General features: G+C 67.4%; 14 protein-coding genes. 10 read left to right on the plus strand and 4 right to left on the minus strand.

Annotated features, from left to right (window positions below):
* Positions 1–25 precede the first annotated feature (25 nt).
* Entirely contained in the window at positions 26–1,567 is a 1,542-nt protein-coding gene (fadD4, locus tag AU193_RS10490) for a fatty-acid--CoA ligase FadD4 (protein ID WP_064422313.1), read from the plus strand.
* Positions 1,564–2,454, plus strand: a complete 891-nt coding sequence (locus AU193_RS10495) for an enoyl-CoA hydratase/isomerase family protein (protein WP_064422314.1) — start codon at positions 1,564–1,566, stop codon at positions 2,452–2,454. Before fadD4 ends, AU193_RS10495 begins: the two co-directional genes overlap by 4 nt.
* Here the strand turns inward: AU193_RS10495 and AU193_RS10500 are convergent.
* Entirely contained in the window at positions 2,446–3,183 is a 738-nt protein-coding gene (locus tag AU193_RS10500) for a GntR family transcriptional regulator (protein ID WP_064422315.1), read from the minus strand. The two genes, AU193_RS10495 and AU193_RS10500, sit on opposite strands and share 9 nt — an antisense overlap.
* A 3-nt stretch (positions 3,184–3,186) precedes the next feature.
* Positions 3,187–4,335: an acyl-CoA dehydrogenase family protein gene (locus AU193_RS10505; RefSeq protein ID WP_064422316.1), complete on the minus strand. Its 1,149-nt coding sequence runs from the start codon at positions 4,333–4,335 to the stop codon at positions 3,187–3,189.
* Positions 4,336–4,366: 31 nt separating this feature from the next.
* Here AU193_RS10505 and AU193_RS10510 point away from each other — a divergent pair, with 31 nt between their 5' ends.
* The 3 genes from AU193_RS10510 to AU193_RS10520 are packed head-to-tail and all read left to right on the plus strand — an operon-like array spanning position 4,367 to position 7,828.
* Positions 4,367–5,359 (plus strand): MaoC family dehydratase, encoded by a 993-nt coding sequence (locus AU193_RS10510; RefSeq protein ID WP_172798269.1) that lies wholly within the window; start codon positions 4,367–4,369, stop codon positions 5,357–5,359.
* A 52-nt stretch (positions 5,360–5,411) separates the two neighbouring features.
* The gene (locus AU193_RS10515) at positions 5,412–6,530 is read left to right on the plus strand and encodes a CoA transferase (RefSeq protein ID WP_064422318.1); all 1,119 of its coding nucleotides are present in this window, start codon (positions 5,412–5,414) and stop codon (positions 6,528–6,530) included.
* Positions 6,524–7,828, plus strand: coding sequence for an amidohydrolase family protein (locus tag AU193_RS10520; protein WP_064422319.1), 1,305 nt, complete (start codon positions 6,524–6,526; stop codon positions 7,826–7,828). Before AU193_RS10515 ends, AU193_RS10520 begins: the two co-directional genes overlap by 7 nt.
* 1 nt (position 7,829) lies before the next feature.
* On the opposite strand, the gene AU193_RS10525 is transcribed toward AU193_RS10520, so the two are convergent.
* The gene (locus tag AU193_RS10525) at positions 7,830–8,732 is read right to left on the minus strand and encodes an alpha/beta hydrolase (RefSeq protein ID WP_064422320.1); all 903 of its coding nucleotides are present in this window, start codon (positions 8,730–8,732) and stop codon (positions 7,830–7,832) included.
* 148 nt (positions 8,733–8,880) lie between these two features.
* Here AU193_RS10525 and AU193_RS10530 point away from each other — a divergent pair, with 148 nt between their 5' ends.
* From AU193_RS10530 to AU193_RS10540, 3 genes are read left to right on the plus strand one after another with little or no spacing between them, the layout of a single operon-like run.
* Positions 8,881–9,072 carry a ferredoxin gene (locus tag AU193_RS10530; RefSeq protein WP_064422356.1) on the plus strand — a complete coding sequence of 64 codons (192 nt, stop codon included), beginning with the start codon at positions 8,881–8,883 and terminating at the stop codon, positions 9,070–9,072.
* A gap of 2 nt (positions 9,073–9,074) precedes the next feature.
* The gene (locus tag AU193_RS10535) at positions 9,075–9,725 is read left to right on the plus strand and encodes a metalloregulator ArsR/SmtB family transcription factor (protein ID WP_256364336.1); all 651 of its coding nucleotides are present in this window, start codon (positions 9,075–9,077) and stop codon (positions 9,723–9,725) included.
* Positions 9,722–10,156 carry a hypothetical protein gene (locus AU193_RS10540; RefSeq protein WP_064422321.1) on the plus strand — a complete coding sequence of 145 codons (435 nt, stop codon included), beginning with the start codon at positions 9,722–9,724 and terminating at the stop codon, positions 10,154–10,156. The genes AU193_RS10535 and AU193_RS10540 overlap by 4 nt, the downstream gene beginning before the upstream one ends.
* On the opposite strand, the gene AU193_RS10545 is transcribed toward AU193_RS10540, so the two are convergent.
* Positions 10,157–12,325, minus strand: a complete 2,169-nt coding sequence (locus AU193_RS10545) for an acyl-CoA dehydrogenase (protein ID WP_064422322.1) — start codon at positions 12,323–12,325, stop codon at positions 10,157–10,159. It lies immediately after the preceding gene.
* A 151-nt stretch (positions 12,326–12,476) separates the two neighbouring features.
* Here AU193_RS10545 and AU193_RS10550 point away from each other — a divergent pair, with 151 nt between their 5' ends.
* Entirely contained in the window at positions 12,477–13,700 is a 1,224-nt protein-coding gene (locus tag AU193_RS10550) for an alpha/beta hydrolase (RefSeq protein ID WP_064422323.1), read from the plus strand.
* 27 nt (positions 13,701–13,727) lie between these two features.
* Positions 13,728–15,146 (plus strand): wax ester/triacylglycerol synthase family O-acyltransferase, encoded by a 1,419-nt coding sequence (locus tag AU193_RS10555; protein ID WP_064422324.1) that lies wholly within the window; start codon positions 13,728–13,730, stop codon positions 15,144–15,146.
* Positions 15,147–15,170: the final 24 nt, after the last annotated feature.

Below are 15,170 nucleotides of genomic sequence, written 5' to 3' on the forward strand. Positions count from 1 at the left end.
AGTCGGCACATCGTAGAGTCGGCCCATGCAGATCCGCGAACACGCCGAGGCGACGCCCGACAAACCCGCCGTCATCATGCATCCGTCGGGAACCGTCGTGACCTTCGGTGAACTCGAGGCGCGCGCCAACCGCTTGGCGCACCACTTCCGGCAGGCCGGCTTGGTCGAGGGCGACACCGTCGCCCTGCTGATGGAGAACAACGAGCACTTCCACACCGTGATGTGGGCGGCGCGACGGAGCGGCCTTTATTACGTGCCGATCAACACGCATCTGACGGCCGCCGAAGCGGCCTACATCATCGACAACAGCAACGCCAAGGCCATCGTGGGATCAGCGGCGCTGCGCAAGACCCTCGAGGGGCTTGGCGGCGAGCTCCCCCGCGGGCTGCCCGAACTGCTGCTCATCGCCGACGGAGCGTCGGCGAGCACCTCCAGCGATCTCGACGGCTGGCAGCGCTACCCCGAATGCGTTGCCGCGCATCCCGATACGCCGATTCCCGATGAGATCGAAGGGGACCTGCTGCAGTACTCGTCGGGCACCACCGGTCGACCCAAGGGGATCAAGCGCGAACTTCCGCACCTCACACCGGCCGAGGCGCCCGGCCTGATGACCATGATGGTCTCGTTCTGGATGGAGCCGGATTCGGTGTATCTGAGTCCGGCGCCTCTTTACCACACCGCCCCGTCGGTGTGGTCGATGACGGTTCAGGCCGCCGGCTACACGACCGTGGTGATGGAGAAGTTCGACCCGGAAAGCGCGCTGGACGCCATCCAGCGCTACGGTGTCACACACGGCCAGTTCGTGCCGGTGATGTTCACCCGAATGCTCAAACTGCCCGAGTCGGTACGCAATTCGTACGATGTGTCGAGCCTCAAGCGCGTGATCCATGCCGCGGCACCGTGCCCGGTCGAGATCAAGAAGCAGATGATCGACTGGTGGGGCCCGATCATCGACGAGTATTACGCGTCCTCGGAGGCGCACGGCTCGACGTTGATCAGTGCGGAGGACTGGCTGGCGCATCCCGGGTCGGTCGGCAAGCCCATGGTCGGCACGCTGCACATCTGCGACGAGGACGGTAACGAGCTGCCGCCCGGTGAGCCGGGTGAGATCTACTTCGAGGGCGGAACCACATTCGAGTACCTCAACGACCCGGAGAAGACCGCGAAAGCGCGCAACAGGCACGGCTGGACGACCGTCGGCGACATCGGTTATGTCGACGAGGAGGGATTCCTCTACCTCACCGATCGCAGGCATCACATGATCATCTCCGGCGGCGTGAACATCTACCCGCAGGAAGCCGAGAACATGTTGGTCACCCACCCGAAGGTGTTGGACGCCGCGGTGTTCGGGATCCCCGACGACGAGATGGGCCAGCGGGTCCACGGTGTGGTGCAGACCGTCGACCCAGCCGACGCCACCCCTGAGTTCGCCGCCGAACTGGTCGAGTGGCTCCGGGATCGGCTGGCGCACTACAAGTGTCCGCGGTCGATCACGTTCGAGGCACAGTTGCCCCGCACCGACACCGGCAAGCTGTACAAGCAGGAGCTGATCAAGAAGTACTCGTGACACACGTCGACTTGCCAGCGGGCATCGTCGCGGCGATCGAATCGCCAACTGACGCCGCCACATTCACGCTGTCGGAACACGATTCCGACGACAGCCGGGTCGTCACCGTGCCCTCGGTGGCCGACGCGCTGTCCGACGTGACCGAGCGGTGCGCCCGGTGGCCGCACGCCGCGGGCATCTGCGACGACGTCCTTCGCGCCGTCGACCCAGCCGCCCCCGCCTTCGCGGGCGTCATCACCGAGTCGCTGGCGTACTCCACACTTCAGTCGGGGCCGGAGTTCGCCCGCTGGCTCGCCGAGCGGGGACCGTCCCAACTCCCGGACATCCCCGAACCCGTTGTGGCCGAACGAATCGACGACACCCTCTACGTTCGCTTCAACCGGGTGCAGCGGCACAACGCGTTCTCCACCGACGCTCGCGGCGCGCTGCTGGAGGCGCTGGAGGTGGCGAGGCTCGACCCGTCGGTCACCGAGGTCGTGCTGTCCGGCAACGGGCCGTCATTCTGCAGCGGCGGGGATCTCGCCGAGTTCGGCAGTTTCGTCGACCCAGCGAGCGCCCATTTCGCCCGCACCCGCTACAGCCCCGCGCTGGCGCTGGCCGAGCTGACCGACCGCCTCGGTGAGCGCTGCCGCGCGCGAGTTCACGGTCAGGTGCTCGGCAGCGGATTGGAGATGGCGGCGTTCTGCGGTCACGTCGAGTCGAGCGCTGATGCCGTCTTCGGGTTGCCGGAGCTGAGGCTGGGGCTGATCCCGGGCGCCGGCGGAACGGTCAGCATCACCCGCCGTATCGGCCGGTGGCGCACGGCGTACTTGGTGCTGTCCGGCCGCACCATCGATCCGCCAACCGCCTTGCGGTGGGGCCTTGTCGACGCCGTTACGTCAACCTGAGCGGCGCAGCGTCACGCGGTAGGTGTACTGCTCGGGTAGGAAGTGGCTCACCGACAGCTCGACCGGTCGGCCGTCGGCGTCGGAATACAGCCGATCCACCCGCAGCATCGGATGACCGGGCTCGCAGCGCACGGCGTCCGCGACGGCACCATCGGCGGGGGCGACCGTGATCGATTGCGCCGCTTCGACGATCGGCGCGCTCAGATACGGCTCGAGCAACCCGATCACCGTCTGGGTGCCGACCGCTCCGTCGGCCAGGTCCGGCGAGTCCGACACCGCGGCGGCCACCGTCGGCGCCAGATGCACCGTCGTCGACACGAACGCCACCCCGGGATCGGCGCCGTGCAACCGGCGGAACACCACGGTGTGGACGATGTCGTCGTCGAGTCGAAGCCTGCTGGCCGCTTCGACGTCGACGCGCCGTCGCAGCCCTTCGAGCACCTCCATGGTGGTGTCGTCGGACAGGCTCATCAGGTCGTCGATCGAGCCGAACTGGCGCAGGTATCGCCGCCCGGAGCCGCTGGCGTAGGTGCCGCGGCCGGGTACCCGGTACACCGCCCCCTCGGCCACCAGGTCCTGGAACGCCCGGCGTACCGTCTGCCGTGACACCCCATGAGCGGCAACGAGTTCCGACTCGGTCGGCAACCGCACACCGTTGCGGTAGCGGCCGGCCGCGATCTCTTCGCGTAACTGGTCGCGCAGGGTCTGGTATGCCGGCGCGGACTTCATCGGCTACAGGCCGCCCCGGGCCACCAACTGCGAGGCGATGACGTTGCGCTGGATCTCGTTTGTGCCCTCACCGACGATCATCAGCGGCGCGTCGCGGAAATACCGTTCGACGTCGTACTCGGTGGAGTATCCGTACCCGCCGTGGATGCGGACCGCGTTGAGCGCGATCTCCATCGCGACCTCGGAGGCGAACAGCTTCGCCATTCCCGCCTCCATATCGCAACGCTCGCCGCTGTCGTAGCGCTCGGCGGCATAGCGCGTCAGCTGGCGGGCGGCGGTGAGCTTGGTGGCCATGTCGGCCAGGTAGTTGCCGATGGACTGGTGCTTCCAGATCGGTTGGCCGAAACTCTCCCGCTCCTGGGCGTACCGCAGCGCATCCTCCAACGCGGCCGTCGCCACACCCAACGCCCGCGACGCGACCTGAATACGGCCCGTCTCAAGACCTTTCATCATCTGGGCGAAGCCCTTGCCCGGTTCTCCGCCGAGGATCGCCGACGCGGGCACACGGCAGTCCTCGAAGGTCACCTCGCACGATTCGACGCCCTTGTACCCGAGCTTGGGCAGATCCCGCGACACCGACATCCCCGTCATGCCCTGTTCGACGAGCACCACCGAGATTCCCTTGTGCCGCGGAGTGGCCGTCGGATCGGTCTTGCACAACAGCGCGATAAGTCCGGACCGCCGCGCATTGGAGATCCAGGTTTTCGAGCCGTTGATGGTCAGACCGTCGCCTTCGGACGGCAGCGCCGTCGTCGACATGTTCTGCAGATCGGAACCGCCGCCCGGTTCGGTCAGCGCCATCGTGGCGCGGATCTCGCCCGTCGCCATGGCGGGCAGATAGCGACGCTTCTGCTCCTCGGTGCCGAACAGCACCAGAAGCTTGGCGACGACGGTGTGCCCGCCCATCGCCCCCGCCAGGCTCATCCAGCCGCGGGACAGCTCCTGGGTCACCTCGACGTAGCAGGGCATCGACACCGGCGAACCGCCGTACTCCTCCGGGATCGCCAGACCGTAGATGCCGATCTGCTTCATCTGCTCGATCCACGCCTCGGGATATTCGTTGGCGTGTTCGACGTCGCGCACTCGCGGCCTGACCTCGCGGTCGATGAAGGTCCGCACGGTGGCGACCAGCATCGTCTCTTCCTCGTTCATGTACGGCCATATTGACACTTTATGCGGCCAAATGCCAAAGTGGGCAGCCGTGAGCGGCCCATACTTCGACGACCTGCAGGTCGGGCAGGTCTTCGACACCGCACCGTCGATGACGTTGACCTCGGGTGCGGCCGCCGTGCATCAGTCGATCGTCGGTGACAGGTTGCGGCTCGCGCTCGACGGCGAGCTGGCCGCGGCGGTCACCGGTGCCACCGCCCCGCTGGCGCATCCGGCGTTGGTCTGTGACGTGGCGATCGGCCAGACCACCCTGGTCACCCAGCGGGTGAAGGCCAACCTGTTCTACCGCGGACTGGTCTTTCACCGGTTCCCGGTCATCGGCGACACCCTGTTCACCCGCACCGAAGTGGTGGGGCTCAAGGAGAACTCGGTCAAGCCGGGGCGGGCGCGCACTGGGCTGGCCGCGTTGCGGATGACGACCGTGGACGACCTGGGGCGCCTGGTGCTCGATTTCCACCGCTGCGCGATGCTGCCACTGAGTGACGGCGCGGGAGACACCGGCCACCGCGACGACCTGTCGACGATCGGAACCGAAAACCCCTCCACGCCCGACCCCACCACCGACTGGGACGCCGACGCCTACCGCGCGAAAGTGCCGGGGGCCCACTTCGATCCGAACCTCGCGGGGACCGTGCTGCACAGTACTGCCGACGTCGTGACTAGCGCACCCGAGCTGGCGCGGTTGACGCTGAACATCGCTGCGACGCATCATGACTGGCGGGTCAACAATCGTCGTCTGGTCTACGGAGGGCACACCATCGGGTTGGCACTCGCCCAGGTGACCCGACTGCTGCCCAACCTCGTGACGGTCCTCGGCTGGCAGTCCTGCGACCACACCGGGCCGGTGTACGAAGGGGACACGCTCTACAGCGAGGTGCACGTCGAGCGGGCGGAGCCGCTTCCGGGCGGTCGCGGCGGCGTGCTGACGTTGCGGTCGCTGGTGTACGCGGTCGATGAGCAGGACCGCAGTGTGCTCGATTGGCGCTTCACCGCGCTGCAATTCTGAGCGGCGCCACCCCCGGCGGTACACGCATGAGAAGTAGGTCGACAATGGGATCGTGACGTCGACGGTGTTGACTGTCCCCACGGCCGTGCTCGACCGGGCGCAGCGGGTCGGCGACGCGTTCGAGACCTTCACCGGCGTCCGCGTCGACGCCGCCGAGTTGATCGGCGGGCGCGCCGCGCTGCTGGGCCTCTCACCGGACGGTCGAGTGTCGGCCGGCGGAGCGACACAGCTGTTGCCCAGTCGTGACGGCTGGTGCGCCCTGACGCTGTCGAGAGCAGACGACCTCGCCGCCGTTCCCGCGCTACTCGGTACCGACGGGGTCGAAGATCCTTGGCGCGCCGTCGGAAAATGGATCGCGCGAAACGACAGCGCCGACGTCACGGAGCGTGCCCGGCTGCTCGGGTTGCCGGTCGCGGCGCTAGCCGAAACCCCCGCCGAGCCACCGCGGGTGTATCCGTTCGGGGCGGGCACAGCGACGCGCGGCCCCGCGGATCTCCTGGTCGCCGACCTGTCCTCGATGTGGGCCGGACCGCTGTGCGGACAGCTGCTCTCGTTGGCGGGCGCGACCGTGGTCAAGGTCGAGAGCGCCGCGCGGCCCGACGGCGCACGCCATGGATCGCCGTCGTTCTTCGACTGGATGAACGCCGGAAAGCTCTCCTACATGGTCGATTTCGATGAACCCGCCGGTCTGCGGGCGCTGCTGGCCGCCGCTGACGTCGTGATCGAGTCGTCGCGTCCGGCGGCATTGGTTCGCCGGGGGCTCTCCCCGACGGACGTGGCGCCGCGAGACGGTCGGGTGTGGTTGAGGGTCACCGGCCACGGCACGGACGGAGACCGCGAGAACTGGGTCGCGTTCGGCGACGATGCCGCCGTGTCGGGTGGCCTGGTTTGTGGGGGACCCGACGCGCCGGAGTTCTGCGGTGATGCGATCGCCGACCCGCTGACGGGCCTCGAAGCTGCGTTGGCCGTCGCGCAGTCGTTGCGCAGCGGGGGAGGAGAGCTGATCGAGTTGTCGATGGCCGCCGTCGCCGCCACCTACGCACAACTGCCGCGTGACAACGAATCACTCTGTGCGGCAACGCCGCAACCATCTGCAGCGGCGCCGCCGATTGGGGCCCACAACGAGGAAGTGGAGCAGCTGATCGAGCAGCGACGGTTGACGTCTTGCTGATCCAGCGGGCGACGCTGCTCGACGGCGCTGCCGTCGACATCCGGGTGGAAGAGAAGATCACTGCGGTCGAGCCTGCGCTGGTTCCGCTTCGTGACGAGCCGATCTACGACGCCGCCGGTCGAACCGTCATACCGGGATTACACGATCACCACGTCCATCTACGTTCTGCCGCAGCGGCTTTGCGGTCGGTGCGGGTCGATCCGGCAGAGGTGCGCAACCGGTCGGAACTGGCCCACACGCTGGCGAACGCGGACGTCGGCGCCGATGGCTGGGTCAGGGCGGTGGGCTATCACGAGGCGGTTGCCGGCCGGCTCGATCGCACCGTACTGGACGAGGTGGCGCCCGCTTTTCCGGTACGGGTGCAACATCGCAGCGGTGTGCTGTGGACGCTGAACTCGGCGGGACTGGTCCGAGTGGGAATGGCCGACCACCCCGACGGGCGGTTGCGCAGCGCCGACCGCTCCTGGTCGGAAACCCTGCAGCGTAACGACACCGGTCTGAACGAGGTGAGTGAGCGACTCAGCGGCCTGGGCGTCACGGGTGTCACCGATGCCACCCCGGACCTCGAGATCGACGACATCGTCAGGCTTCTGGAGACCCATCGCCGCGGCGAACTGCGCCAGCGCGTGCACTACCTCGCCCCCGGTAAGCGGATCCTGCACGATACCGACCTGGACCTCGACGGCCTCACCTCCTGGATCGCCGGACGGCATGGTGAGGGGGCGCCAGTCGCCGTGCACTGTGTGACCGCAGCGCAAATCGTCGTCACGCTGTCCGCGCTGCAGGCAAGCGGAACGCATCCGGGGGACCGCATCGAGCATGCATCCGTGGTCCCCGACGACGGCATCGAGTCCCTTGCAGCAAGCGGGGTGACCGTGGTGACGCAACCGAACTTCGTCGCCGAGCGCGGCGACCAGTACCTCGAGGATGTTCCAGCCGACGAACACCACGAATTGTGGCGCGTCGCTTCGCTGTTGCGGGCGGGGGTGCCGCTTGCGCTGTCGACCGATATGCCGTTCGGCGAGGGTGACCCGTGGGCCACAATGCGTGCCGCGGTGCGACGCGTGACCGGTAGCGGCGCGGTACTCGGCGCCGACGAACGCATCACGGCACCCGAAGCGCTCGGTATGTTCCTCGGTACCGGGGATGATCCGTTACGGCGCCGAACCGTCGCGCCCGGGCAGCCGGGCGATCTGGTCGTGCTGGAGCCGTCCCCGGACGACCTGTTCGAGACCCTGGCGTCGGACATGGTCGCCGCCACCGTGATCGCTGGCGAGGTGGTGTTCGAGCGCGGGTGACTCAGGCGGCCGCGGGTGCCAACGCCCGCTGCAACATCGCGCACTGCGTGTCGAAGAACTGCTGTGAGACAGAGGCTTTGGGCACGATGCCATCGAATCCGTGGAATGCGCCGTCGACGATCTCGACCTCGCACGGCACTCCTGCGGCCTCGAGTCGTTCGGCGTACTCGAGATCCTCGTCGTGGAAGAGATCCAGTGTTCCGACCCCGATCCATGCGGGTGGCAGTCCGCTCAGGTCGGCCCGGCGAGCGGGCACGGCCACTGCGGGATCGGCGTCGCCGAGATAAGCCGACCAGCCGAACTTGTTACTCGATCTGTTCCACAGTCGAAGCCCGGGGTTGTCCGGTTCACGGCGGTCCACGGTACGGTCGTCGAGCATCGGATAGACCAGCAGCTGGGCGGCCGGTGCGACCTCGCCGCGGTCCCGCGCCAGCAGCGCCAACTGGGCCGCCAACCCGCCGCCGGCGCTGGCGCCGCCGACCGCGACGCGGCCCGAGTCCACCGACGGCAACGCCACCAACCACTTCAGCGCCGAATAGCAATCCTCCAGCGCCGCTGGATACGAGTGTTCGGGTGCCAACCGGTAGTCGACGGAGGCCACCGTGACCCCCAACCGCCGTGCGAACCGGCGGCAAAGTTCGTTGTCCTGGCCGGGATGGCCGATGAGGTAACCCCCGCCGTGAATCCACAGCAGCGCGGGCCCCCTTCCCGTACCGCCGGGTGGCCGGTACAGCCACACGTCCACTCCCGACGGGAGGGTCAGCGCCTCGACATCGCGCGGCACCCGGCGCCACATGCGCCGGGTGATCATGCGAACGATCGGCAGCGTCGCGGGTGTGATCACCTGTTTCGGGGCGAGGCGGGCGGCGCGGCGAAGGTCCGGATGGAAGTCGGTGAACGGCACCCGACAAGTATTACTTCAGACGAGTGTCCCTGCGTGCGGGAACGTCGACCTGACGCAATCGTCGTTCGTCAGTACGAAGCGTCGAAGCGTCAGTTGTTTATACAAGAGTTACTTGTATAAAATACCCCCGATGATCGAGGAGGGCGTTATGCATGTCGTGGTGGACCGCGATCGCTGTGAGGGGAACGCGATCTGTGTGAAGTACGCACCGGCGGTGTTCGAGCTCGATGACGACGACTACTCCGTGGTGACCGTCGACCCGATCCCCGCCGACCTGCAGGCGCAGAGCGAGAAGGCCATCGCCGAGTGCCCGCGGGCGGCGTTGTCCAAAAAGGATTGAGCGTGAAGGCAGGGCGCCGCGAAGAGGTGCTGACGGCGTTGCGGTCCGCGGGCAGGCCCATGAGCATCAGCGAGATCGCCGAGCGGTTGTCGGTTCATCCCAACACCGCCCGATTCCATCTGGAAGCACTGGGCCGAAGCGGACGCGTGGAAACGGTCGAGCCCGAAAGGACAAGACCGGGCCGCCCGCCTCTGCTGTTCCAGGTGACCGCGGGAATGGATCCCGTAGGTCCGCGTGACTACCGGACGTTGGCAGGTGTGCTCGCGGATGCGCTTGCGCGCCAGCGTGACCCGCAAGGTCGGGCGGTCGCAGCGGGCCGCGCGTGGGGGCTCACCGAGACGGTCGCCAGCGGGGACGACGCGGTTTCCGACCGCGGGCAGGCCGTCGACCGGCTCACCGACCTGCTCGCCGAACTGGGATTCGCTCCCGAACGACGCTCCGCCGACACCGATCTCGATGGAATCGGGTTGCGCAATTGCCCCTTCCTGGAGCTGGCCGTGAGCCGTCGGGAGGTCATCTGTCCCGTGCATCTCGGCCTCATGCAAGGTGCGCTGGCGGCATGGGACGCTCCGGTCACCGTGGATTCGTTGACACCGTTCGCAGAGCCGGGGCTCTGTGTCGCGCATATGACGCCGAGGAGGCGAGCTCAGTGACAGTCGCACATGCGGTTTCGATCGCGGTCACCTTCGTCTGGCTGGGCATGGTGCTGGCCATCTCGTTCGTCGAGGCCCCGCTGAAGTTCCGGGCCCCGGGGGTGTCCCTGCAGATCGGGCTCGGCATCGGCCGGTTGGTGTTCCGCGCGCTCAACAGCATCGAAGTGGCGCTGGCGGTGATCCTGGTCATCGCCGTGGCGATTGAGCGGCCGTCACTCGTGGCCGTCGTCGCGGTCGGCGTCGTCGTCGTGGCGTTGGCCGCTCAACTGGTAGCGGTCCGGCCGGCGCTGAACCGTCGCTCCGACGCGGTACTGGCGGCACCGGCGGGGCAGTCGCCGCCGGGACGCTCCCGCGCCCACTACGGATATGTCGCGCTCGAGGCGCTCAAAGTCGTCGCGCTGGTAACCGGTGGGATTGCCTTGCTGGCGTGACTATTTCAGCAGCGGGTCGCGCGGTAGACCGAGAATGCGTTCGGCGATCGTGTTGCGGGTGATCTCCGAAGTGCCTCCGGCGATCGTCATCGCCCGGTTACCGAGGTAGGCCAGCGTCAGCGTCGGGGTCTTTCCGACAACGGCTGCAGATCCCGCCAACTCCATGGCCAATTCGGTCATCCGCTGGCCGGATTCGGCCACCAGGAGTTTGGTGACGTTGCCCTCCGGCCCTGGCTCCGAACCCGCGATCGCGCGGGTCACCCGTCGCAGGTTCAACAGCCGCAACGTGTGCGTCTCGGCGATCACCTCCCCGGCCCTGCGCAGGTACGTCGCGCGGGTCTCGGCCGACGCATTGTCGAGTAACTTCACGAGATCGGCTGCGGTGAACCCGGTCGCGCCGCCCGAACCGCCGCCGATCGAGATGCGCTCGTTGCCCAACGTCGCGCGGGCCACCAGCCAGCCCTTGTTCACATCCCCGACGACATCGGCGTCCGGGACGAAGACATCGTCGAAGAACACCTCGTTGAAGTGGGCGTGGCCGGTCAGGCCGCGAAGCGGATTGACCGTCACGCCAGGGGCTTTCATGTCGATGGCCATCATCGTCACGCCCGCGTGCTTGGGTGCGTCGTGGTCGGTTCGCACGGTGGCCAGGCCCCACTGACAGTGGTGGGCCAAACTGGTCCACACCTTCTGGCCGGTCACCCGCCAGCCGCCGTCGACCTTCTTCGCCGAGGTCCGCACCGCCGCGGCATCCGAGCCTGCGCCGGGTTCGGAGAAGAGTTGACACCACATCACCTCGCCGCGCAGCACCGGTTCGACCCAGCGCTCCCGCTGGTCGTCGGTACCCGCCTGGGCGATGGTCAGCGTGACCCAGCCGGTGATGCCCAAGTCGGGACGCTCGACGCCGTCGAACTCCTCTTCGATGACCAGCTGCTCGAGCACCTCCGCGGCGCGCCCCCACGGTTTAGGCCAATGCGGCAGCAGATAACCGGAGTCGACGAGGAAGTCGCGCTGCTGGTCGGCGGGCAGGTTGCGTAGCTTCGCGACGGCCTCGCGCGCCTGCTCGCGGAACTGCTCCGCCTCCGGCGGCAGCGTGAACGAGGCGCCTCGTGCTTGGTCGCTGCGATGCGCCTCCACGATGTCCAGCAGCGGATCACCGGCCTCGGCCATCAGGGCCGCGAGCGTCCGAGCGCGCCGCAGATACAGGTGCGCATCGTGCTCCCAGGTGAAACCTATCCCGCCGTGCAACTGAATGTTGGTCTGTGCGTTGAAGATCTGTGTGCGAATGGCGTGCGATGCGGCGACCGCGGCGGCAAGCGACGCGCTGTCCAGGTCGTCGGCGCGGGCGGCATCCCACGTCGCCGCCGTCGTCACTTCGGCGTTGACGAGCATGTTCGCCGCGTGGTGCTTGACGGCCTGGAACGTCCCGATCGTTCGGCCGAATTGCTCTCGGACCTTGGCGTATTCGACGGCCATCTCCATGCTCGCCCAGCTCACGCCGACCGCTTCAGCTGACGCGAGGATACGAAAGACCGTGTGCGCCTTCGCTGCCGCCCCGCGAAGGACACGCTCGTCGGTGACCGCCACACCGCTCAGTGCGACCGAGCCGAGGCTGCGCGAGGTGTCCATCGACTCGAGTGGGGTGATTGTGACGCCCTCGGCTGCGGAATCGATGACGACGACGTCGTCACCCGCGGCCACGACCAGCAGGTTCGCGTCCGGCGCGCCCAGCACCGCGGGACTCTCGCCGGTCACCACCAGGTCGGATCCGATCGTCACACTGCCCGAAACCGCGAGCGCGCCGACCACACTACCGTCGGCGAGACCCGGAAGTAGTTGCGCGCGAGCCGAATCAGGCGCGCACCGGTCTATCACCACAGCCGCGGCCACCGTGGGCAGGAACGGCCCCGGGCACAGCTGGCGTCCCTGAGCCTCGAGCACCACCGCCAACTCCGCGAGCCCGAATCCCGACCCGCCGTATTCCTCGGCGATGGCCAGGCCGGTCCATCCCAGGTCCGCCGCGGCCGACCAGATCTCGGCGGGGTGCGAGGAACCGCCCTCCAGCGTCGACCGGGCGGCCCCGCGACTGTTCACGCGGTTGAGCTGGCCGAACACCGCATCGGCGAGGTCGACGTGTTCTTCGGTGATCGCGAGCGCTGACTTACTCACGTGAAAAGTCCTCTTCGAAGTTGACGGTCGGCAAGTCACGCTAGACCATCTGCGCAGGTCACGGTATAGACCTCGGAGATCCCGAAATGTGCCCAGTAGACACTTCAAGAAGTTGACATGCGCGTAAGGATCGCCGAGGTACAGTCGCGCAATGACGGTGCGACCGGATGCCAGGTACCCAGGCCCGACGTTCTGGACACGCGCGCGGTGGTTGCTGAACGCCGGTCCCTCCGACTACATGCTGGCGATGAGCGTGGCCTCGGCTTCGCTGCCCGTCATCGGAAAGCACCTCGAGCCGTTGGGCGCTGTGGCCGCGATGAGTGTCTGGGGGTCGCGCCACGCACCCGACTTCCTCGGTGCGACGGTGAAGTCGTGGTTTAGCCCGGGTGATGCCGAGCAAAAAGAGGTCGAGCGCAACAGCACCAACACCGTCACCCAGGCGGCGCTGCGCGGTGTCGTCAACGCCAAGGACCTCGCGATCGATTGGCCGGCGCCGGAGTCGGTGCCACCTTTGTGGAAACTGCGCGAGCACCGGCGCAACGTCTATCGCACGTCCGTGCAGTACGGCCCCCGGCCCTCGCAACTGCTCGACGTCTGGCGGCCCGAGGAGTTGCCGGCCGAGCCCGCCCCGGTGCTGATCTTCGTACCGGGTGGCGCATGGGTCCACGGCAAGCGCATCCTTCAGGGTTACGCGTTGATGTCCCATCTCGCCGAGAAGGGCTGGGTGTGCCTGTCCATCGACTACCGTGTGGCGCCGCACCATCGGTGGCCGGCGCATATCCACGACGTCAAGACCGCGATCGCGTGGGCCCGCGCGAACGTCGACAGATTCGGCGGCGATCGGGACTTCGTGGCGATCGCGGGCACCTCGGCGGGTGGGCACCTGGCGGCACTGGCGGGCTTGACGCCCAACGATCCGGAGCTGCAGACCGATCTGCCGGAGGATGCGGACACGTCCGTGGACGCGGTCGTCCCGATCTACGGTCGCTACTGCTGGGAAGATCGCTCGACCGTCGAACGGGTGCGGTTCGTCGACTTTCTGGAGCGGGTCGTCGTCGGACACAAGGTCGTCCGAAATCCGGATGTCTATCGCAAGGCGTCCCCGATCGCACAGGCACATGCCCAGGCGCCCCCGTTCCTGATCGTCCACGGCACCGGCGACAGCGTCATTCCGGTGGCGCAGGCCCGCGCGTTCGTCGAACGGCTGCGCGCGGTGTCCCGGTCGGTGGTGAGCTACGTCGAACTGCCCGGCGCCGGGCATGGGTTCGACATGACCGACGGGGCCAGGACCGGATCGGTCGCCACGGCAATAGGATTGTTCCTGAACCAGATTCATCGAAACCGGACGCTGGTCGGGGCCAAAGAGGTTATATAGGCACCTCCGGACGGAGGGGGTGGCACCGTGAGAAGGCTCAGCGGCTGGGACGCGATCCTGCTGTATTCGGAAACCCCCACTGTGCACATGCACACCCTCAAGCTGGCCGTCATCGACCTCTCCGAGCTGGGTGACCGTCCCTTCGGCATCGACGAGTTCCGCCGCGTCATCCACGGGCGGCTCTACAAACTCGACCCGTTCCGCTACGAGCTCGTCGACATTCCGTTCAAGATCCACCACCCGATGTGGCGGGAGAACTGCGAGGTCGACCTCGAGTACCACGTGCGGCCCTGGCGGGTGGACAGCCCCGGCGGGCGCCGACAACTCGACGAAGCGGTCGGCCAGATCGCCAGCACACCGCTGGACCGGAGCAGGCCGCTGTGGGAGATGTACTTCATCGAGGGCCTGGCCAACGGAAGAATCGCGGTGCTCGGCAAGATCCACCACGCCCTCGCCGATGGGGTCGCGTCGGCCAACCTCCTGGCCCGCGGTATGGACCTACAGCAAGGTCCGCAAGCCGAACGCGACTCGTATGCAACCGATCCGCCACCGGGGAAGGCGGACCTGGTGCGCTCGGCGTTCGCCGACCACATGCGCCAGATCGGTCGGCTACCGGGCGTCATGCGCTATACGGCGCAGGGCCTGCAACGGGTGCGCAAGAGCGCGAAGAAGCTCTCGCCCGAGCTCACCCGGCCCTTCACGCCACCGCCGTCGTTCATGAACCACCGCGTCGACGCGCAACGCAAGTTCGCCACCGCCACCCTGGCGCTCGCCGACGTCAAGGAAACGGCCAAGCATCTGGGCGTCACCATCAACGACATGGTGCTCGCGATGTCGGCGGGCGCGCTGCGGGAGCTTTCACTGAAGTACGACGGACGGGCCGATCATCCCCTGTTGGCCTCGGTCCCAGTCAGTTTCGACTTCTCACCCGAACGCATCTCCGGCAACTACTTCACCGGGGTCATGATGACGGTCCCCATCCAGCTCGAGGATCCGCTGCAGCGGGTCCAGGCCGCGCACGACGCCGCCGTGGAGGCCAAGGAGACCCACCACCTGATGGGGCCGGAACTGGTGAGCCGGTGGTCGGCGTATTTCCCGCCGAAACCTGCCGAGCGACTGTTTCATTGGCTGGCCGAGAAGGACGGCCAGAACAAGGTCTTGAACCTGCCGATCTCCAACGTTCCCGGGCCCCGCCAGCCCGGGCGGGTCGGTGGCGCTCTGGTCACCGAGATCTACTCCGTCGGCCCGCTCACCACCGGCAGCGGGTTGAACATCACGGTGTGGAGTTACGTCGACCAGCTCAACATCTCGGTGCTGTCCGATGGTGCCACGCTCGAGGACCCACATGAACTGACCGACGCGATGGTCGATGCCTTCGTCGAAATCCGCCGGGCGGCTGGGCTTTCCGACGAGCTCACGGTCGTCGAATCCGCTATGGCGCAGTAACGGCGGCGTCCGTTTCCGCAGTAT

Source organism: Mycobacterium sp. GA-1285 (assembly GCF_001499905.1).
Classification (GTDB): domain Bacteria; phylum Actinomycetota; class Actinomycetes; order Mycobacteriales; family Mycobacteriaceae; genus Mycobacterium.